Origin of the sequence: Bacillus pacificus (assembly GCF_020861345.1) — a bacterium.
In the GTDB taxonomy this organism is placed as follows: domain Bacteria; phylum Bacillota; class Bacilli; order Bacillales; family Bacillaceae_G; genus Bacillus_A; species Bacillus_A pacificus.
Genome location: NZ_CP086328.1, coordinates 1,993,047 through 2,013,094, shown reverse-complemented (window position 1 = coordinate 2,013,094; position 20,048 = coordinate 1,993,047). Strand labels below are relative to the sequence as shown.

Below are 20,048 nucleotides of genomic sequence, written 5' to 3'. Positions count from 1 at the left end.
CTTCCCCGTTTACTTTCCTTATTTTGTATTTCTTTCAATTGAAGCGTATACTTATAATAGAAAAAACAAGGAGGGACCGATATGAAACTTAAAAAATCTCCCCTACTCTTACTCATAATCACATTTATATTTGTAATTACAGGGCTCGGTTTTACATACTTCAAACATAATAAAACGACTCCATCGAAAAATAACGTGACGAAGAAAAATTGGATAGATGACCCGTACTTACGTTGGTCGTATACACATATGAAAGAATTCACTTTAATTAACGAGGTGAAAAATAACCCGGATCACGTTTTTCACTTCTCTACCGCATTGCAAAACTTAGACGATTTTGCTGTGGAGCGTAGATTTGGAAATACAACTCCTCTAAAAAAACTTTTAGATGATAACAAAACGGATGCTTTCGTCGTTGTACATAATGGACAACTTGTATATGAACGATATTTCAATGGATATAACGAGAGCGAACCTCATGGTATGGCGTCATTAGCAAAAGTATTTACCGGGGCAATTATACAATCTCTCGCTGAAGAAAACCGTATTGACTTAGAAAAAACAGCTGACACATATATAAAAGAATTAAAAAATACACCGTTTGGTAAAGCCTCGCTTCAGCAATTATTGGATATGCAAGTTTCTGTAGAATATCCTACTCACGGATATGAACATCCAGCATTAGAAAATCAAGATGCACAACTATATTTAGCGAGCAATATTTTACCTCGAGGTAAAAATTACGACGGCCCGATGAAAATTTATGATATGTTACGAGAAGCAGAAGAAACTGCACCGCCTGGTTCCGATTTTTCTTACGATAACGGATCAGCAGAAACACTCGCTTGGGTGATTCGAACGATCACTGGTAAATCATTAGCTGAAAATGTTAGTGAGCGTATTTGGTCTCAAATTGGTATGGAAGAAAACGCGTATTACGTAACAGATGAAACAAAAGTTGAACAAGCTAGTGCTGGTTTAAATGCAACTGCTAGAGATATGGCTAGATTCGGGCAATTACTATTAAACAACGGGGAATATAACGGAAAACAAATTCTCCCTTCTTCTATTACTGAAGATATAAAAAATGTCCAAGAAGGTGAACTTGCAGTTGGCCCTGGCGCTTCCATTTCTTATCATAATCAATGGTGGATTCCGCACAATGAACAAGGTGCTTTCGAAGTGTTAGGTAGTTACGGACAAACACTTTACATCGATCCGAAAGCGAATATGGTAATTGTCCACTTCTCTTCTAATGCTACGCCAAGTAATGAAATCCATTCCGTTTACTCCAATATGTATATTGATATTGCACATCATTTAGAGAAGCTTCCACAGTAGTGGAAGCTTCTCATTGCAGTACATTATTTACACTACTATACCAATTACCTTTTTGTTATTAGAAGATGTTGAAAAAATAATTGCTTAAAATACGCTCAATTAAAATTTTATAAGCAGTTTACAATTTTAATTGAGCGTTTAACTAATACATCTACATCTTTTGGAGAATGTATTAAAACACTTCCCTTACAAAGATTGTCTGTTCATATTGGTCGAAAATTTCTTCTATAGATGAAAATAAAGTTTCTTCCGGTATGATGAACTTTATTTTTTGATCATTTTTTAACATAAAGGAAATTGTTCCATTATCATTAAAACCTGTATGAAACGTTCCTCGTTTATTTAATAGTACCTCTTCAATTATATTTATTTCAATTGAAAAGTTATTCTTTAATTGCAAGAGTTCATGTATATTGCCAGTATGTATTTTTGTATCTATTTCAGTTTCTAAGTTTAATTGTTTTTTCTCAATTTTTTTGAACCAGAACAAAAACAATAGCTCTGAAATACCAGGTAATTGTTTTTTATAAGCATGTCGACTATGAAACTGTCCGCCAATCTTTATAAAATATATACATTCACCTGTAATAAAAACTTTATAATATATATCTGCCGTAAACATTTTAGGCTTTAAAAGATAAAAACTTTTAATCATGATTCCTCCATCAATTTTAAATGTATTTGTATAAACATTTTTAGCTAGATTTGCGCTAAAACATATTACTCATGTAATGCAACACTATTGTATTGAATATCCTCTCCCTTTGCAATAGTTGCTTTGAAATCAGCTAGTAACCTTTCTCTATACTATCCCTATAAGCGCTACCCCATTTACAACCGTTTTCTTCTAGCATTTTAAAAGCAGAATCTGATACAAGGCTCTATATTAACCTATCAATAAATTACCACCCTTTAAATATCTGAATTTTCTTTATATTGAAGGTTATCCCCCAAACAACCTCGAATAATTGTAATACATATACATAAGGAGGTTGATCTATTTTGTTTCGTTCTTTTACTAATGGTTGCGTCGCCTTAGTGCAACGCTTCTTACCAGAACCGTTTATTTTATCATGTTTATTAACTGTTTTCGTTATCTTCTTTGGTATGTTTGCAACGCATCAAACACCTGTGGAAATGATTAATCACTGGGGGAATGGCATTTGGGGACTTCTCGCCTTTTCTATGCAAATGGCACTTGTACTCGTGACAGGATCTGCTTTAGCAAACGCTCCTCTCATTAAAAAATGGTTAACGAAAGCTGCAAAACTACCGAAAACGAATGGACAAGGTATTATTGCCATTTCAATCGTAAGTTTACTAGGGGCGTACATAAACTGGGGCTTTGGTATTGTTGTATCTGTTTTATATGCAAAGGAAGTAGCAAGGCAACTTGAAGGATTAGATTATAGGTTAGCCATTGCCTCTTCCTACTCTGGATTTCTCATTTGGCATGCGGGGCTTTCTGCTTCTATCCCTCTTACGTTAGCAACTGGCGGTGAAACGTTAATGAAAACGACAGCAGGAAGTATAAAAGAAGCGATTCCAATAACAGAAACGTTATTCTCACCATACGCTCTCGTGCCAGTTATTATTTTTCTCGTTACGATGCCTCTCATTAATAAAGCGATGCATCCAGATGAAAAACATACGATAACGGTAGATCCTAGCGTATTCCATGAAGAAGCTGCCGCTCAAGAAGTAGAAAAAAATACGTTCGCTGAGAAAATGGAAAATAGCATCATTATTACACTTTGCGTTGGATTGTTAGGTCTCATTTATATTTTCAATTACTTTTATACGAAAGGTTTTAACCTTACACTTGATATCGTTATTTTTATGTTATTAATTGCTGGACTTATTTTCCACCGTACTCCGATTCAATATATTCGCGCTTTTTCAGATTCTACAAAAAGTGCTTCTGGTATTTTACTTCAGTTTCCATTTTATGCAGGAATTATGGGGATGATGATTGGAGCAAATAGTGAAGGACTTTCACTTGGAGGAGCTATTTCAAATTTCTTTATTAGCATTTCAAACGAAACGACTTTCCCACTCTTTACTTTTTTTAGTGCTGGCATCGTTAATATTTTCGTTCCATCTGGTGGCGGTCAATGGGCTGTGCAAGCACCCATTATGATTCCAGCTGGTGCTGAACTTGGTGTACCTGCTGCAAAAACAGCAATGGCCATTGCGTGGGGCGATGCTTGGACGAATTTAATTCAACCTTTCTGGGCATTACCGGCATTGGCAATAGCTGGTTTAGGCGCTCGTGATATTATGGGATTTTGCGTCGTGAACTTACTATATGCAGGATTTATCATAAGTCTATGTTTCTTATTTATTTAAACGAAAAGCTAGTTTTATACTAGCTTTTTTATATAATAAATCTCTTATTTCCCACGCAATTTATAATCGTTTCCCACTCTATCTCCGTAAGATGTAATGACTAAAATGCAAAAAAGTCTTCGCAAATTTTTCCGATCAGGTGTGGATGTTCCCTCAAAAAATTCCACTGTAACGCTTTTGGAAGAAAATATGTTTCATATTCTTTACTTCCCATTACTACCTCATCAACTTCTCTTTCACAAATTCCTCTTATCAAGTAGTCATTTCTTAACTCTATTTGAATTTGCCCAAATGTTTCACTACATTCCTTCAGTTGAAGTAAACATGTAATATACGTTCGCAAAAGTTCGTTGTCATCCCCGCAACACTTTATAATACGTTCCATTTCATTCATAGTGTACGAGCCTTTTCTTCTATTTGTAATAACCACTTTTCCCGCTTCTCTCGTTTACTCGTTTTCACAGATTGAAATACTGACCGTTTTATATCGCGAATGCCGCAAAAACGTAAAACACCTCTCTTCATTATAATCCAATCCGCTGATCGATATAGTAATGCGACGTACCATAACGGTGAGTCTAACGTATTAATTACCCAAGCCTTCTTACCTTTCAATAAGCCTTTCGGCAGGGCCCCTTCATATTTATAAGCAAATCCAGCTACGAAAATGCGATCAATAAATCCTTTTAAAATAGCTGGCATCCCCCACCACCATATCGGATAGATGAATAGAAGCATATCTGCTTCTTCTACTAATGTTCTATACCGGGCTGTTTCCTCTTCATTTACTAAATCACGTCTTTTCTTCTCTTCATTAAAGACAAGGACGGGATCAAATTGTTCTTTATATAAATCAAGTACTGTAACCGAATGATTAGTTTCTTGCAATCCTTTTTGCACATGCTCTAAAATCGCCGCGTTAAAGCTTGAAGGACTAGGATGAGCGTATACAATTAGTACATTCACTACAAAACAACTCCCTCATAAGTTAAAGTTTCCCCTTCTTTAACATCTTCTCTACAATTTGCACGTTTTTTGAACTTTGTAACAACCGGTTTAATACTATAAGTAACTCTTCTTTTTCTAAACCTTGCAATTCCGATTTAACCGTACTCTCGCCAGCACTTTGAATATCATAAACAACCGCCGCCATATGTTTACAATAATTTTCATATGGACACTCACAACTACTTTCTGAAAAATCATCGAGTTCAATCACTACTTCATAATTCCCTGCATTACCAGTCACAAATGCAAATACTTTATTATTATGTATTTCTACATCTTCTACATGTCCATCTTCATAATATTCATACCCTCTATCAATAATGTGTTTCGGGATATACCTATATAGTTCTTTTATTAAATAAGCGTACATAACAACACCTCTTCCTTTAATTCCCTTTTGACTTCTAGAGCCACTGCATGTTATTCTAATAACTGTCAAATAGCAAGTCTATATGACAAAACGACTGACACCTATTCGGCGAAGGTGTCTCTTTTCATTTGCAGCCGATATGAATTGCCTCTTTCAGGCACATTCAATTTTTGACACTACACACTCAACACCATTCCCTGTATCAGGCTGCTTAAGCAGTCTTTTACTCTACATACTTCAAAAAAAGAGAGCTTAGCTCCCTTTTCTCGCCTTATAAAATACCCCTTTTTCAGCATAGAGATATTCATCAGCTAATGTAATTTTCCCATCCAGTTTCAGTTCATCTAATAATCTTGATAAATAAAATTGATGTAACATCTTTTTCGTGAATTTTCCTTCATGATGCGAAACGATATGTTCTTGAATATCTAACAATGATATTGGCTTATCTTGCTCTATCATATATTCATAAACTGTACTACGCAGTTTTACGTATTTTTCGAGTGTCACAGCAATGCGCAACCCCTTTCTTCTTAATATAAATTTTCGTAATCGGTTTTTTTGCAATAAAAAAACCTCTCCGATAAGAAGAAGTTACGTATATATCTTCATCTTATCTCCCAGAACAAATTTGTTCTGCTGGAATTAGCACCTGCATCGCGGTTGCTGGGTTTCATCGGGCCAGTCCCTCCACCTCTCTGGATAAGAAAATATTCACTTAATTCTTACTATACGTAATTTCATTTTAATTGTCAAACAAATATAACGAATTATATTTTCTTCTTTACTGTTCATACTATACATATATGAGTATGCAAGGAGGATTATGAAATGCATCAAAATGCTCGTGGATATGTACAAGATTCTTTTCAATCGTTACAAGAAGCAAAACATTGTTTAGAAGAAGCACTACAGACTGTTGAAAAAGATTTTAATCGCGCTCGTATTGAGCAATCTCTTTATGCGATCGAACAAGCTATTCAACGCTGCGATTACACCGTTCACATTTTAGAACAAGAGTGAAAAAACTTCCCATCATAAGGTGGGAAGTTTTTTCAAATGGCATACTTCATAATTATTGCCGTTATAATTAAAAAATATACAGAAAAATGCTCCTTACAATATGTAAGAAGCATGAAAGAGGCAAACGAATATGTAAGTCGCGACCCTACCTTATATGAGTATGCTTTTCTATACCATGTTATGCTTATCCAATATGCCATATTTCTTTTTAAATCTTGTAAGAATCGTAATCCAAGACGTACTAAATAGTAGTAAGAACACAACATTTGAAATCGCATGGCTCAAATCGAAATAAAAACTTGCGATATAATACGAAATGACTGTTTCCCATGTCGCCTCTCGTATAAAACCGAGAAGCCCCCAGAAATTCATAATCCAGCCAAATAAAAATCCAACAAACAATCCGTATAGAAGTCTTCCCCATAGCTTTTTCATTAAAAACGTATTCCGCAATAATCCAGCTATAAAGCCAATCATACCCCATGAAAACATTTGCCACGGCGTCCACGGACCTTGTCCTAAAAAAATGTTAGATACGATAGCCGCTGTTGCACCAATCATAAAACCAGTTTCACTTCCAAACACAATTGCAGAAACAATAATGACAAAAGAAGTCGGCTGTACACTTGGTAAAAGAGAAAATGGTACACGACTCACTGCTGCAATTGCTGCTAACACAGCAACGAGAACAATTTCACGTGAAACAAACGCCTTCTTTTCAAAACGGATATAGAAAGGTAACATAATAACAACTAATAAAAACAAACTACTTAACATGTAATAACCGTCCATGATAAGTGTAGTAAAAAGTAATGTACCTATCATCACTGCAAAAATACATATTATGAATGCAACATATCGTTTGGACACGCTTCGTACACATCCTCCCACGTTAATGCATATGGCAATTCTTTTCGAATAAATCGATTGATAGAGGTTGTATAAAAGAAGTTGCCACTAAAAAATTCTTTCGGTGCATCATTCATAATGACTGCTCCATCAAATAACATCATACATTGATCCACGTATTTCGCTGCAAACTCAATATCATGCGTTGCCATTACAATTGTTGTCCCTTCTTTTTGCAGTTTCCTAAATAACTCTCCTACCCTTTCTTTCTTCCACGGATCTAGTCCTTTTGTCGGTTCATCCAGTAATAATAAAGTCGGCTTTGACAATAACGTCGTACATAATGCAAGTAATTGTTGCTCTCCCCCGCTACAATCATGCGGATGGCGTTCTTTAAGTGCATATAGCCAAAACTTTTTAAGCTGCTGTTCTGCTATTTCTTTTCCTTGTTCTCCGTATAATTCACGCGCTCGTTCATACACCTCGTCCCACACTGTATCAAATGTAAAATGATAATATGGATGCTGCGATACATACCCGATACTTTTAAATCGTTCTTTCGAATCAATTTTATGTATCACTTTCCCATTCCACTTTACTTTCCCTCTTCTCGCTTTTTGTAATCCCGCTAAAATCGTTAGCAGTGTAGACTTCCCTGTGCCATTTTTTCCAACGAGAGCTACCCATTTTCCTTTTTCAATCGATACTGTTAAATCTCGTAAAATGAGCGGACTATTCTTTTCATATTGAAACGAAATATGCTCTGCACTTAAAATGACTTCTTGCTTTTCCCTTTGTACTATTGGCTCATTTACATATGATATCGCTGAAAAATCATTCATTTTCATTTGTGCTTCTCGCACTGTAAATGGTATATCTTTCGCATTCCACTCTAAAAACAATCTTGGGATTTGTGGAATAAATGGACGAAATCCTTCTACTTCCCACATATTTGCTACAACTGTTTTCGGACTACCGTCATACACGATTTGGCCGTTACTCATACAAATAACGCGCGTAGCAAGTGGTATTACCTCATCTAAACGATGTTCACTTAAAACGATCGTAATGCCAAGTTCTTCATTAATACGCTTTAACAACCCTAAAAACTCTTTCGCAGCAATTGGATCTAACTGCGCAGTTGGTTCATCTAATAATAGTAACTTCGGCTGCATAACTAATACGGCAGCTAAATTGACAAGTTGCTTCTGCCCGCCAGATAACGTATGAACAGATTGGTGCAATAAATCTTGGAATCCTAAGAAGCTAATAAGCTCGGCTATTCTTTTTTGAATAATATGTGATGGTAATCCGATATTTTCTAAAGAAAATGCTAATTCTTGAATGACCGTATCCATTACGAGCTGATTTTCTGGATTTTGAAATACCATGCCAATTTCTTGGGCAGATAACAAGTCCGGTACATTTTCTAATAAAGTACCATCATAATATGTATCCCCAGTACGCTTACCAATTGGAAGTAATTCTTTTTTTAAATGTTTTAATAAAGTCGTCTTCCCGGATCCTGATCCTCCAGCAAGTACAATAAACTCTCCTTTTTGAACAGAAAGAGAAATATGCTGTAACGCTTTTTCGTTTTCATCAGCATATACAAATGATAAATTGTTTATTTCTGCATGCGCCACCATATCCATTCCCGTCCTTCCATTATAATTGGTAAACTAATAAACATCGTAAATACGACAAACATCATCCCATCGAACTGCTGAAATAAAATCGATTCGACTTTCGGATAAATAATCAATTTTCCTCCGCCATAATTACTACATATAATAGCAGCTATAAATAGAATGCTTAAATAACTGAGCGTATACCAATCGCATCTTTCCATTCTATACCGAATATAAGTCGTACGTTTCGTTACACCAAATCCACGAGCTTGCATAGAATCTGCCGTTTGTAATGCATCTTCTAATGAACAAATTAATAATACTTGCAATAGTTGCATACCATTTTTCACACGTTCCACAATGGAACCTGCATCTACCTGTACACCTTTCGTCTTTTGGAAGAGTGTTATTTTCTGTAATCGCCTCATAAACAAAGGAACAAACCTCACCGTAATCATCGTTAACAATGCTACTTTCGGTGAAATTCTAGAAAATAAATATAAAAATTTATGACTTGTAATAATATCATTATACGAAGCAAACGTAAACATAATCGCAACTAGTAATAACCCCATTACTACTCCAAACATAATTGCCTCAAGCTTAATGCGGCTATCACCTAACCAAAATAACGTAGTTCGGCCTCTATGCGTGAATAACGAATTAAATAAAATGACCATAAAAAAGAATACAATTGTACTCGGTAACATCTTTCTTATCTTGTCGCTATTCCCTTGCATCACATTGATTATAACGATTAATAGAATTGCTCCAATTAAAAAAAGAGGATGAAGACACATCATACATAGTATCATCACCCCGATATAATAGGAAAAATTCACAAAAGGATGTAAAGAAGAAAAACTTATTTTCATAGTCCTTTACCAAATGCCTTTCTTATTTTAATACATACACCCACTCGATTGTATCTCCTGGTTTAACTGTTACTACACCTGCACTATGATTTGGAAATGCCCCGTTCACACGATATTTCCATCCACTAGTAGCGGTAATATCTTTTTCATATAAATCATTAATACCTTTTACGTAAACATCGCCTTTAGATCCACTTGCATCCACATCTAAACCTGTACGCTGCAATACTTTATAAACAGTATCGCCGTCTTGTACATCCACCTTTTTTGCACCTAATAAATATCCTTCATTACCTTTTACTGAGATCGTAACTTGTTTTGCTTGTGGTTTTGGTGGTGGAACCGGGTCTGGTTTTCGTCGTTCAGAATTTGGGACGTGCGGAGTCGGTATCGTTTTCTCCTCTTTATTCGGATCAACTTTTTGCTCCTGCTTCGGTGTTTCCTTCGGCTGATTCACAACCTTTGCTTCTTCTTTTACTTCTTGCGCTTTCGGTTGTTGCTCTTGTTGTTTCTCTTGTTGTTTCTCTTCTTGTGCTTTTTGTTGTTCTGGTTGCTTAGTAGCGACAGGCTGTTCCTGCGTTTTTTCTTCTTTCTTTACTTCCGGTTGTGCTTGTGGCTTTTCTTCTTTCGGCTTCTCTTCTACTTTTTGCTCTTGCTTTTCTTTCTGTTCGTCTTGCTTATTTTGCTCTTGTTCAGCTTGTTTTTCCTCCGGTTTTTCTTCCGGCTTCGCTTCATCTTTTTTCTCTTCTTGTTTTGCTACTTCTTCTTGCTTCGGTTCTACTTTCTTCTCAGGCTTTACCGCTGCCTCTTCACATCCGGCAAGTAGCCCAAGTGAAAGCAGTAAAGAAATAAACCATTTCATCTTACTCATGTTGCCTCTCACCTTTCATATTAAAAATTAGGAGCAAATAATTGCTCCTAATTTTTGTTAAGCTGCTTTACGTCTCCATAATACATATGCAGAAGCAATACATAATACACCCATACCTACTTCTGTCGCTGCACTATGAGAAGATGCTCCTGTTTTTGGTAATGTGCTACCGTTTCCGGATTTTTTATGTTTAACCGGTTCGTTATCAACAACAACTTTTAAATTGTCATCTTTCGTTTCTTGTTGTACTTGTTTTTGTTCTTCTGGTTGTTCAGTAACTTCTTTTTCTACTACAACATTTTCTGAGTCTACATTTGGTTTCTTATCGATTTCAATAACAGATTCCGTTGACCAGTCATAAATCGATTTTCCAAGGTCTTTAAACTGAAGTAAAGCTAATAATGCTTGCTCTGTTGCCATTCCGCTACCGGTTTGATCGCCTGGTAACCATTTAAATTCACCATTTGGAAGTTGATATGACAATAGATTTTGCACTGCCTTATGAAGACGGTTTTGATCTACATCTTTCACAAGGGATAATCCAATAATAGCTTGCGCAGCACTATTAGAATTCTCTTGTCCATCAGCAGAGAAACCGCCATTTTCTAGTTGTTCATTATATAAGTATGCGACAGCCTTTTGCACTGCTGGTTTCACATCTGCTCGGTCTTGATAAGGAGCTAATGCTGATAAAACCATACCTGTTACATCAACGCTACTAGCACTATCTTTACTGCTTGCGCTATCATAAGTCCAGCCGCCATCTGTATGTTGCGCGTTTAAAAGTGCATCTACTAAAGCAACTCGATTCCATTTTGAATCTACTGGAATTTCATATTTTTTCGTATCAAATGCAAGTAAAGCAAATGTATAACCTGTAACAGAATTCACTTTATCTGATTCGTACAATTTTTGAACTAAATTATGTTCGCCTACCATTTTTGGGTCTGCATTCATTGCATTCATCATAATAATCGTTCTAGCTAAATCTGTCGCTGAAAAACGATTAACGCGCTTTTCTACCTTTTCAGTTACAGCCTTAACATAATTTAATTTCGCCTCGATTGGTATATTCTTTCCAGAACGAGAAAGACCTAGCGCTACCCAATCACTTTCAATTCCATCTTGTAACATCTTTTCAGACGTCTTAGAGATCGCGTCATTTACTTGTGCTACTGGAATTTGAATGTTCTCTTGCTTTGGTTGTTCTGGTGTTTTTGTTCCATCCGGATTTTCCTGTTTTGGATCATCCGTCTTCGGTTCTTCTGGCTTTTCTTGTTTTGGATCATCCGTTTTTGGTTCTTCTGGCTTTTCTTGTTTTGGATCATCCGTCTTTGGTTCTTTTGGTTTTTCTTGTTTTGGATCATCTGTTTTTGGTTCTTCTGGTTTTTCTTGTTTTGGATCATCTGTCTTTGGTTCTTCTACCGTTTTACAAGTACCAAATTTATCTAATGTTTGTTGTAATGTTTCTTGACTCATATTGCTCCAGTCTGAAACAAAGCGGAAAACAACAACATCTCCAGATTTTAATTTATAACTATCCGCTCCAACTTCCGCAGATTTATCATTTACATCATACAGCCAGCCACTTGTAGCCCCGGCCATTAATCCATCAATGCCTTTTACATACGTTCCAAACGACATCGTTTCAGCTTCTACTTTGTCCCCCATGACTTTTTGCAGCAAGCTTAACGCTGTTTCCCCATCTTTAATTTGCTCTTCTTTCGGACATAACATAATGCCCTTTTGTGATTCACCAACAATTGCAAGTTTTGCTGTATTTCCTTCAGCAAACGTAATATGTACTGTATTTGCAAAAGAAACAAATACAAGTGTAACTGCCATTAACGACGTAAGCAGCCATTTTTTTAACATTGCCATCCCAAAATTTCCTCCCTTACTACTATTCACACAAAAAAAGGCCCTTCAAGGGCGTGCAATTGACACTCTTTTTTTGTAAGTGTCGAACAAACTGTGCAACACCTCCTACCCGCATCATTCGCGGCTATATTTGTATAGGAAAAATAATTTTGTTCATGAACGTATCATTGTGATAACATTCACTTTTCTAGGCAAAACTGACTTCCATTTAAGTTATCGCAAAACGATAAACCTATACATTCTGTAAATTATAAATTTCTGTATTATTTTACTATTGACATAGAATTTTGTCCATGCTTTATCGGATTTATTTTCTAAGAATAGTAACTTACTAACCTTTAACGATGCAAACTTTTTTCACTAATAATGACGCCATCTTCATCCGCATACAAATAATCATTTGGCTTCCATTCTACTCCTCCAAATTGCAATGAAATATTTCGTTCTCCTTTCCCTTCTTTTACACTTCTATTCGGCATTGTTCCTAACGCTAAAATACCTATATTAACATTCTTTAGTTCACTAGAATCACGAACATATCCATTCACAATAATTCCTGCTAGCTTTCTTTCTTCTGCAATAGCTGCCAAATTATCACCGAGTAACGCACAATTCGTAGACGCGCCGCCATCAACAACTAATACCATTCCTTCTGGTAATGTTTGCAATCCTTCCTTCACTAGTACATTATCATCCTTCACTTTTACCGTTGCAATTTTCCCGTGAAATTGTTCTTTCTTCCCAAAAGACCGAAAAGATTGGCGGCATATTTGCAATTCCTTTTCAAACTCATCACATAGATCCGTAGTTTTCCACATCTTTTTCCCTCTTTTCCTTTTACTTTCTATTTAACATATTCTTGGATTATTTTCGTTTCCCTGTCTAATGTTGCAATAATTTGTATGTGCGGGAAAAGGACAGAAAAACTATTGCCTTAAGAAGCCACCTTTATTATAATCTATTTCACAGATAAATTTCAGAATATTAAAAATTAACTAAGTGAAAAAGGAGGGATTTTATGCAACTACAAACTGAAGTAAAAAAACAACCTAGTAAACGAAAGTTTAAAATGCCTGACGCGTACGTACTACTATTTTTTATTGCTCTGCTTTGTGCAATAGCTACTTATTTCGTTCCTGCTGGAGAATTTAAAAGAGTTACAAATGGTACTGTTACAACGACAATACCAGGAAGTTACCATTCTGTTCCGCAATCACCGGTAGGGTTTGTTTCTTTTTTTACCGCTATTGAAAAAGGAATGACACTTGCTGCTCCTATCATCTTTTTAATTTTATTTACGGGCGGAGCTATTGCCATTCTTGAAAAAACAGGTGCTCTAGACGGTTTAATCTATCATGTAATTAACAAATTTCGTAATCAGCAATTCCTTTTCATTTGTATAGTCGCCGCACTCTTTTCTATTCTCGGAACGACTGGTATTATCGTTAACTCGGTTATCGGCTTTATCCCCATCGGCATCATCGTTGCACGCACATTGAAATGGGACGCTATCGTCGGCGTAGCAATTATTTATTTGGGCACTTATGCTGGTTTTAATGCTACTATATTATCGCCCTCACCTTTAGGTATTTCACAAAAAATCGCAGAACTTCCGATGTTTTCGGGAATTGGTTTACGCACAGCAATTTATCTCTCTTTTTTACTTGCTACCATTCTATATATTAATTGGTACGTAAAACGCTTAAAAAAATCGAATAAAGGAAGCATACTCGGAGATAACTGGTTTCCAAGTAATGCTCTTTCAAGTGGAAAAGAAGCGCAGAAAACAGAAGTTCCTTGGACAATACGTCATAAATTAATTTTACTCGTTTCAGCTTTATCATTAATTGCATTTTTAATTGGCGCTTTTCGTCTACATTGGACAGACGCAGAAATGACTGCTACTTTTATTTTCATAGCAATTACAGCCGGAATAATAGGTGGCATGAAAGCAAACGATATCGCTTCTACTTTTCTAGCAGGCTGCCAAAATCTCATATACGGTGCTTTGATCGTCGGAATGGCTCGTTGTATTTCAGTCATTTTGGAGCAAGGGAAATTACTTGATACAATCGTTAACCAACTCGCACAGTCTCTCGAAGGACAAAGCCCAGTATTTGGCGTTATCGGTATGTATGTAAGTAGTGCCGCATTACATTTCCTTATTTCATCCGGTACAGGTGAATCTGTTATTTTCATTCCGATATTAGCTCCATTAGCTGATTTCATGCACATTACACGCCAAGTTACAGTACAAGCTGTTATGCTCGGCGAAGGTGTAGTGAACTGCCTCAATCCAACTTCCGGTGTTTTAATGGGCGTTCTCGCAGCGAGCGGCATTTCTTATGGCAAATGGATTCGATTTATGGCTCCACTTGCATTCATTTGGTTTATTATTGGACTTATTTTTCTTATTGTTGGGGTTAATATTGAGTGGGGGCCGTATTAAAACTATGCAACTCTCTACCTATTTATCTCACCGTTATCTTATAATAATGACAAAAAGGATTGATTATAGTAATCAATCCTTTTTACTTTCATCTTTCAAAACTAAATCTCTGCATCTAACAAATTGTACTCGTAGTCAAAAGAAGCATGGATTCTATGTCCTCCAAATAAATCTCCATCATTATACTCGCAATATATATCATTTTCTCTCATTACAATATCCATAAGAGTAATAGACTGCTCAAATGTTTCTTTCGTCATATCATATTCTCCTGCATCTACAGCATCCCAATCTAAATGTTTATCATTCTCATCATATTCAGGCCAAAAATCATTTTTATACTCTATTAATTCTTTCGCTATAGCGACCTTAGCATTTTTATCAAATTCCTCTAAGCATATATAAAGCTTTTCTGCTCTTTTTATCATTTCATATACGTGTACATGCTCATTTCTAACATCCAATTCCCAATGTACTTTTCCTTCGTTTTGTTCATATGTATGAAAAGTTTCATTAAAGATAAACATTCCAATTCATTCACTTTTTATTGATTTTTCCATGATTTCATTTCCTTTCTATTCGCAAAAAAGAAACGGCTATATTTTAAGTAGTTATAACCGTTGACTTTCATATTATATAAAAACTGCATTATGGAAAAAGTAAAACTTTAATTGGATTGCAATATCCTATATTTCACCCCACTCTGCCGATAAAAAATGAAGATAGTGTAATAACAAAAGCTCTCGTTCACAAATACAAAATTACGAAAAAACTGAAAAACCTATATACTAAACTAACCTAAAACGGTCAATGTTTTACAGGCAATTACTCTTCCTTCTAACCCCATTTTAAATTTTTATTTAACTATTAAAAAACTGAAACACAAAAACAGGCAATGGAGAAAATGCTGTCCATTGCCTGGGAATACATGAGATATGTGATGTATGACTTACTCGTAACTATTTAATTTTTATCTTTCGTATAGACGATGTAGCTAGGCTCATTATAAACCCACTCACTTGTACCAATTCTTAGCCAACCATTCTTTTCTTCGTATACTGTAGCTTTTTCACCTTTGCTTGCTTTTCTAACAACAGAGTAGCTAGATCCTGCTCCGCTGCGAACATTTACCCCAATACCATTTATTTCAACCGTACCAATTCCTTTTTGAACATTCCCAGTTTCAATAACTTGAAGCATGTTTAAAATGAATGCTGCAGTTTCACCACGAGTTGTTGTTCCTTTAGGGACATATAGGTTATCTCCCATACCTGTTACAATACCTAAGCCGTATAATCTTTGTACAGCTTCTTTATAGATAATTTGATCTTTATCTGTAAATGGTAAGTTTACCAATGGTCCATTTATTCCTTTGTACTGTAAAGCTTTATTTACAATAACCGCTGCTTCTTCTCTTGTAATAGGTGTGTTAGGGTCAAAATTACCGTCTCCTCTACCAGAAATGATGCCTGCACTTGCAGTACGTTTAATACCATCTCGTAAAGTTGAATTTACATCATTTAAATCTTTAAACGTCGCATCTCCAGCTGGAAGACTTAAAGAATTCGAGATTAATTGCGCAAACTCAGCTCTTGTTACAGATCTATTAGGCGCAAAAATGCCGTTTCCTTCTCCTACCATAATACCTCTTCTGTTCAAATCACGAATAGCCGATTCATACCAACCTCCTGTTATATCGTCTGTCGGTTGATAAAATTTATTATAATATCCTTCAACACCATTTACGAATGGTACCCATTGTCCACTATTAATCAACATATCGGGACAGTTTTTACCACTCCATTTTTGATGTTTTACGATGTTGTTTAATGGTACACCCGTTTCTTTCATTAAATAAGCTGCAAGTTTCTTAGCGTTATCGACTGCCTTATTGTAGTCACCATCACTATTAACTGCAATTTCAATTGCAATAGATTCTCTATTACCCGCCCCATCACCATCTCCTGCGTGCCATCCATTCTCGTTTAATGGTAAGTGTTGATAAATTTCTTTATCATCTACTGTAAAGTGCCATGATGCAGCTCGGTCTGTTTCCCCTACTGCTTGGTTATACAAGTATTGAGCGTGGCTTTTAGCTCCTGCTCCTACGCTTTTATTATCAGTTTCATGAATTGTAATATACTTTGGAGTCATATGATTTTGAGGGCGAATATTCTCGTTACCTGCTGGAACAATCCATTCCGTGAATGGAACCCCGTTTATCGTACTAGAAACTGTAGGTGCTGAGAAAACAAGACTACGCTTTGTTCTACCTGAATGGTGAGGAACAGTTAATGTACCCGTTTCTTCATAAATACCTTCTGAACTTTGAAGACTGTCCACTTTCTTATTATTGACAGTACCTCCACCGCGTCCATCTACCCCTTCAAAACTTTCTTCAATACTTTTTAAAACTTGTTCTTCTGATACTTGAAGTTGATCTGTCCCGCTTTGTTCCTGAATACTTATAGATTGATGGTTATTTACAGATGGCTGTTCTTCTGCGAACGATACCATCGATGAAGATAATACCGTTAGTCCTGCTGTTAATGCTACTACTTTTTTATTCAATCTAATACTCATATTTAATTTAGTATATCTCGCTATTTTAATAGATATACCTTCCTCCTCACACTTCTTCTAATGTACATCCTAATAGTTACATAACACCTTCATTTTTCATTACATATAATCAATCGAAATCTATACATTCTCCCAGATAAATCAATATGTAAGAACATTTCAAACAATTATAAAAGAAAATGATAGAAACTATACATGACATTTTACTTCATATGTCGTTCTTTTTCTATGAAATTCACATTTTTTTAATCTTTATTATAAATTAAAAAGAAAAATTTCTTATGATAGGTTCTTTCAAGAATCATTGTGATGAGGGTGTAGCGGCTTCTGTAATAGAGTTAGTTGAAGAATGCTGTTTCCTTCGTGGGATTGAAACGACAATTACAAAAAAGCCCGATTGGTGTAGGATTCATAGGTACCCACACCAATCAGGCTTTTACAAGCAGTTACTCTCCCTTCTAACTTCCTCGCTTTCGCAGATTTTTAAGGTGGATGTCTTACTGCCAGCATACTGCGAGATAAAATACGTATCCATCCAATTCGCAATTATTTCTTCCACCTCTGGATGAAGTGGCTTTCTCGCCCCTTCTTCGTAATTCTTTTTAAACTCTAAAGCTTTAAAATCCCCCTCAAAACTTTTCAAACTATGATCCATATCTTTTATTACATGTACCTCAGAATCCCCCTTCACATAATCACCAATTCGCTTCGCTTTTTCAGGATCAGCCTGAATATCTTTATCACCAGCAATCGCTAGCACTGGACATGTTACTTGTTGTAAATCTTTATAAATGTCATGCTGAAAATGCTCTCTAAACCACTTTGCGTTCATCGGTTTAAAACCAACTTTAATCGTATCTTTTTCTGTGTTCGTCATTTTCTCTTTTATTTTTTCCATCTGCTTCTCTCCACGTTTCTCCACATTGAGAAGACGCATTAGTTTTCCTTTTATTCCTTTCTGTTCTTTTAGTTCTTTATATGCAATTTCTCTTTGTCTTTTCGTAGCCTCTTCTAATGATTCCGCAGCTCCTGTAAGAAGGATAAGCCCATTAACTGGTGTTCTTGCGTTTACTACAGTTGCTAACATACACCCCTCACTATGACCAGCTAAAATGATATTTTCCGGATCAACAAATGGTTGTTCTTTTAAATACGTAATCGTAGCCTCTATATCATTAACTAAATCCCTCATTCCAGTCTTCAGAAATTCCCCTTCACTCTTTCCTACCCCGCGCTTATCAAAACGGAGCGTCACTACTCCAAGCTTCGCCATTACATGTGCTAAATCTTTATATATGTTCGACTCAAGCTTTAGCGGTAATATCGTTCCATCACGATCAATTTCCCCAGATCCAGCAATAATGATAACCGCCGCATACTTCCCGCCAGCTTTCGGTTTAGTAATCGTACCTTGCAACGTAAATTCACTATTTATCGCTACTTCATATTCATCGAAGGTCATTATATTAGTCCTCCTTCTATTCAGTTATATCTAATTTGAATTTCAAACTCGCTATTATATTTTTGAACTCTCTTTCATCTTTCATCGGAGTGAAAACTGGATTCTCTGCAATACTTTGTAACATGCTTCGCTTTATAATCTCTTCATTTCTAACTGTTTTAGCGCCGAGTGGAAATTCTGCAAACCATCCATCAATCGCATCAAAATAAGAATCTCCATGTAAATGTAGACTATTTACTGTGAAGCTTGCCGTACAAACTGCTACATATTTACGTAACATTTCTAATGCTCTTTCAAAATTGCCTTGCATACAATATACTTGCGCAGCAGCATAGTATACTTTTAAAGTCATATTGGGATGCAATGTTTCTATTTCATATATATCTATTAACATAAAAGCTCTATTTAAAATTACTTCTACCTTTTCAGCGCTTGAGGCATTTATTACTACATAATTCGGTATTGTCGCAACAAGTTGTATTAAATGTTGATACATACTAATTTGCATTATTTCATTTGCCTTTTCAGTATTTCCAAGCATTTGATGCGCCTGTGCGATTAGATCTTCCTCTGGAACGTTAGGACGTATCGTTTCGCCAAGCAATTGCAATACTTCATTCGGTTTATTGAGTATAAGATAGCAAGTTGCTTGAAACGATACCGCCTCTTTCACAAGAGAAACATCATCACTTTCTTCCTGAACCCTGCTAAAGAGATTCATTGCTTCTTCTAACATGTCAATTCTTTTATCCATATCCTCTGTTAACATATGGTGATTAATAAAAAGTAGTCCCATTTGAAGTAATAACGGAAAACAAGAATAATATTTTTTAATTATTTCTCTGCACTCCATCATTACTTCATCAAATGGTTTTTCACTAAAAGCTTCCGCTAGTCTATGATATAAATCCCTAATATCTTCTGGTTCCATTTGCGGTGTATAACAGATTAGTTCATCTATACTTATATTAAAGTACGATGCTAACAGTGGTAAAAATGTAATATCCGGATAACTCTGCCCTGTCTCCCACTTAGAAACAGATGCCTTCGTAATACCGATATACGCCGCTAACTCTTCCTGTGTAATTCCCTTTTCTTTTCTCTTATCCGCAATTATTTTATGAATGTTTATCTCCTTCACACCATCACCTCATACTTTTATTATATGTTCTTTTTTCACACAAAATATAGATTTAAAGTCGACTTTCGTTAACAAAATCAACTGTTAGGAAACATGTCTCTAAAATCAAAGGCAGGGACATATTTAATATGTCCCTGCCTTTTTATTGTGGGGTACCGATACATAGCCATCTAGCTAAGAGTTTGAAGTGCTTCAAAATCAAACATTTCATCTCA

Annotated in this window: 19 protein-coding genes and 1 riboswitch; of the genes, 4 read left to right on the top strand and 15 right to left on the bottom strand. The window is 35.8% G+C overall.

All coding sequences use genetic code 11. The features are described 5' to 3' along the window. Window positions 1–81 precede the first annotated feature (81 nt). Window positions 82–1,341, top strand: a complete 1,260-nt coding sequence (locus LMD38_RS10495) for a serine hydrolase domain-containing protein (RefSeq protein WP_046647587.1) — start codon at window positions 82–84, stop codon at window positions 1,339–1,341. A 172-nt stretch (window positions 1,342–1,513) separates the two neighbouring features. On the opposite strand, the gene LMD38_RS10490 is transcribed toward LMD38_RS10495, so the two are convergent. Beyond that, complete coding sequence (locus tag LMD38_RS10490; RefSeq protein ID WP_062821831.1) at window positions 1,514–1,996, bottom strand: hypothetical protein; 483 nt, start codon at window positions 1,994–1,996, stop codon at window positions 1,514–1,516. Window positions 1,997–2,343: 347 nt separating this feature from the next. Between LMD38_RS10490 and LMD38_RS10485 the strand changes: the two genes are divergently transcribed. Then, window positions 2,344–3,690, top strand: a complete 1,347-nt coding sequence (locus LMD38_RS10485; RefSeq protein WP_062821830.1) for a short-chain fatty acid transporter — start codon at window positions 2,344–2,346, stop codon at window positions 3,688–3,690. Window positions 3,691–3,790: 100 nt separating this feature from the next. On the opposite strand, the gene LMD38_RS10480 is transcribed toward LMD38_RS10485, so the two are convergent. The 4 genes from LMD38_RS10480 to LMD38_RS10465 all read right to left on the bottom strand — a co-directional run bounded on the left by LMD38_RS10480 (window position 3,791) and on the right by LMD38_RS10465 (window position 5,578). Then, a complete protein-coding gene (locus LMD38_RS10480) occupies window positions 3,791–4,084 on the bottom strand; it encodes a group-specific protein (protein WP_227585531.1) in 294 nt (97 codons plus the stop codon). After that, a complete protein-coding gene (locus tag LMD38_RS10475; protein WP_016718056.1) occupies window positions 4,081–4,656 on the bottom strand; it encodes an NAD(P)H-dependent oxidoreductase in 576 nt (191 codons plus the stop codon). The genes LMD38_RS10480 and LMD38_RS10475 overlap by 4 nt, the downstream gene beginning before the upstream one ends. A 22-nt stretch (window positions 4,657–4,678) precedes the next feature. After that, window positions 4,679–5,068 carry an SWIM zinc finger family protein gene (locus tag LMD38_RS10470; protein WP_061182667.1) on the bottom strand — a complete coding sequence of 130 codons (390 nt, stop codon included), beginning with the start codon at window positions 5,066–5,068 and terminating at the stop codon, window positions 4,679–4,681. Window positions 5,069–5,320: 252 nt separating this feature from the next. Then, a complete protein-coding gene (locus LMD38_RS10465; RefSeq protein WP_000171475.1) occupies window positions 5,321–5,578 on the bottom strand; it encodes a hypothetical protein in 258 nt (85 codons plus the stop codon). A 100-nt stretch (window positions 5,579–5,678) separates the two neighbouring features. Beyond that, a riboswitch (SAM riboswitch) is annotated at window positions 5,679–5,777 on the bottom strand. Window positions 5,778–5,899: 122 nt separating this feature from the next. On the opposite strand from LMD38_RS10465, the gene LMD38_RS10460 reads away from it, so the two are divergent. Then, the gene (locus LMD38_RS10460) at window positions 5,900–6,091 is read left to right on the top strand and encodes a hypothetical protein (RefSeq protein ID WP_000554030.1); all 192 of its coding nucleotides are present in this window, start codon (window positions 5,900–5,902) and stop codon (window positions 6,089–6,091) included. Window positions 6,092–6,259: 168 nt separating this feature from the next. Here the strand turns inward: LMD38_RS10460 and LMD38_RS10455 are convergent, their stop codons facing one another. The 6 genes from LMD38_RS10455 to rraA form a co-directional block, all read right to left on the bottom strand. Then, the gene (locus LMD38_RS10455) at window positions 6,260–6,961 is read right to left on the bottom strand and encodes an ECF transporter S component (RefSeq protein ID WP_016718059.1); all 702 of its coding nucleotides are present in this window, start codon (window positions 6,959–6,961) and stop codon (window positions 6,260–6,262) included. After that, entirely contained in the window at window positions 6,934–8,595 is a 1,662-nt protein-coding gene (locus LMD38_RS10450; RefSeq protein WP_016718060.1) for an ABC transporter ATP-binding protein, read from the bottom strand. Before LMD38_RS10450 ends, LMD38_RS10455 begins: the two co-directional genes overlap by 28 nt. Further along, window positions 8,568–9,446, bottom strand: coding sequence for an energy-coupling factor transporter transmembrane component T (locus LMD38_RS10445; protein WP_062821828.1), 879 nt, complete (start codon window positions 9,444–9,446; stop codon window positions 8,568–8,570). The genes LMD38_RS10450 and LMD38_RS10445 overlap by 28 nt, the downstream gene beginning before the upstream one ends. 22 nt (window positions 9,447–9,468) lie before the next feature. Then, window positions 9,469–10,317: a DUF4430 domain-containing protein gene (locus LMD38_RS10440; protein ID WP_062821827.1), complete on the bottom strand. Its 849-nt coding sequence runs from the start codon at window positions 10,315–10,317 to the stop codon at window positions 9,469–9,471. 57 nt (window positions 10,318–10,374) lie between these two features. After that, window positions 10,375–12,198 (bottom strand): DUF4430 domain-containing protein, encoded by a 1,824-nt coding sequence (locus LMD38_RS10435; RefSeq protein WP_062821826.1) that lies wholly within the window; start codon window positions 12,196–12,198, stop codon window positions 10,375–10,377. A 338-nt stretch (window positions 12,199–12,536) separates the two neighbouring features. Next, window positions 12,537–13,016, bottom strand: a complete 480-nt coding sequence (gene rraA, locus LMD38_RS10430) for a ribonuclease E activity regulator RraA (protein WP_016718063.1) — start codon at window positions 13,014–13,016, stop codon at window positions 12,537–12,539. A 200-nt stretch (window positions 13,017–13,216) separates the two neighbouring features. On the opposite strand from rraA, the gene LMD38_RS10425 reads away from it, so the two are divergent. Beyond that, the gene (locus LMD38_RS10425) at window positions 13,217–14,647 is read left to right on the top strand and encodes a YfcC family protein (RefSeq protein WP_062821825.1); all 1,431 of its coding nucleotides are present in this window, start codon (window positions 13,217–13,219) and stop codon (window positions 14,645–14,647) included. 101 nt (window positions 14,648–14,748) lie between these two features. Here the strand turns inward: LMD38_RS10425 and LMD38_RS10420 are convergent, their stop codons facing one another. From LMD38_RS10420 to LMD38_RS10405, 4 genes are all read right to left on the bottom strand, one after another. Then, window positions 14,749–15,174, bottom strand: coding sequence for a DUF2262 domain-containing protein (locus tag LMD38_RS10420; protein WP_016718065.1), 426 nt, complete (start codon window positions 15,172–15,174; stop codon window positions 14,749–14,751). A gap of 436 nt (window positions 15,175–15,610) precedes the next feature. Further along, window positions 15,611–17,230, bottom strand: a complete 1,620-nt coding sequence (locus LMD38_RS10415; RefSeq protein ID WP_029141157.1) for an S-layer homology domain-containing protein — start codon at window positions 17,228–17,230, stop codon at window positions 15,611–15,613. A gap of 436 nt (window positions 17,231–17,666) precedes the next feature. Beyond that, complete coding sequence (locus tag LMD38_RS10410; protein ID WP_061182658.1) at window positions 17,667–18,692, bottom strand: alpha/beta hydrolase family protein; 1,026 nt, start codon at window positions 18,690–18,692, stop codon at window positions 17,667–17,669. A 16-nt stretch (window positions 18,693–18,708) separates the two neighbouring features. After that, window positions 18,709–19,833, bottom strand: a complete 1,125-nt coding sequence (locus LMD38_RS10405; RefSeq protein WP_062821824.1) for a helix-turn-helix domain-containing protein — start codon at window positions 19,831–19,833, stop codon at window positions 18,709–18,711. Window positions 19,834–20,048 lie beyond the last annotated feature (215 nt).

Bases quoted from the DNA above. Each gene is read 5' to 3' on its own strand.
- LMD38_RS10440 (WP_062821827.1), bottom strand. From the start codon at position 10,317: ATGAGTAAGATGAAATGGTTTATTTCTTTACTGCTTTCACTTGGGCTA.
- LMD38_RS10470 (WP_061182667.1), bottom strand. From the start codon at position 5,068: ATGTACGCTTATTTAATAAAAGAACTATATAGGTATATCCCGAAACAC.
- LMD38_RS10450 (WP_016718060.1), bottom strand. From the start codon at position 8,595: ATGGATATGGTGGCGCATGCAGAAATAAACAATTTATCATTTGTATAT.
- LMD38_RS10495 (WP_046647587.1), top strand. From the start codon at position 82: ATGAAACTTAAAAAATCTCCCCTACTCTTACTCATAATCACATTTATA.
- LMD38_RS10480 (WP_227585531.1), bottom strand. From the start codon at position 4,084: ATGAATGAAATGGAACGTATTATAAAGTGTTGCGGGGATGACAACGAA.
- LMD38_RS10460 (WP_000554030.1), top strand. From the start codon at position 5,900: ATGCATCAAAATGCTCGTGGATATGTACAAGATTCTTTTCAATCGTTA.
- LMD38_RS10490 (WP_062821831.1), bottom strand. From the start codon at position 1,996: ATGATTAAAAGTTTTTATCTTTTAAAGCCTAAAATGTTTACGGCAGAT.
- LMD38_RS10425 (WP_062821825.1), top strand. From the start codon at position 13,217: ATGCAACTACAAACTGAAGTAAAAAAACAACCTAGTAAACGAAAGTTT.
- LMD38_RS10445 (WP_062821828.1), bottom strand. From the start codon at position 9,446: ATGAAAATAAGTTTTTCTTCTTTACATCCTTTTGTGAATTTTTCCTAT.
- LMD38_RS10420 (WP_016718065.1), bottom strand. From the start codon at position 15,174: ATGTTTATCTTTAATGAAACTTTTCATACATATGAACAAAACGAAGGA.
- LMD38_RS10410 (WP_061182658.1), bottom strand. From the start codon at position 18,692: ATGACCTTCGATGAATATGAAGTAGCGATAAATAGTGAATTTACGTTG.
- rraA (WP_016718063.1), bottom strand. From the start codon at position 13,016: ATGTGGAAAACTACGGATCTATGTGATGAGTTTGAAAAGGAATTGCAA.
- LMD38_RS10435 (WP_062821826.1), bottom strand. From the start codon at position 12,198: ATGGCAATGTTAAAAAAATGGCTGCTTACGTCGTTAATGGCAGTTACA.
- LMD38_RS10415 (WP_029141157.1), bottom strand. From the start codon at position 17,230: ATGAGTATTAGATTGAATAAAAAAGTAGTAGCATTAACAGCAGGACTA.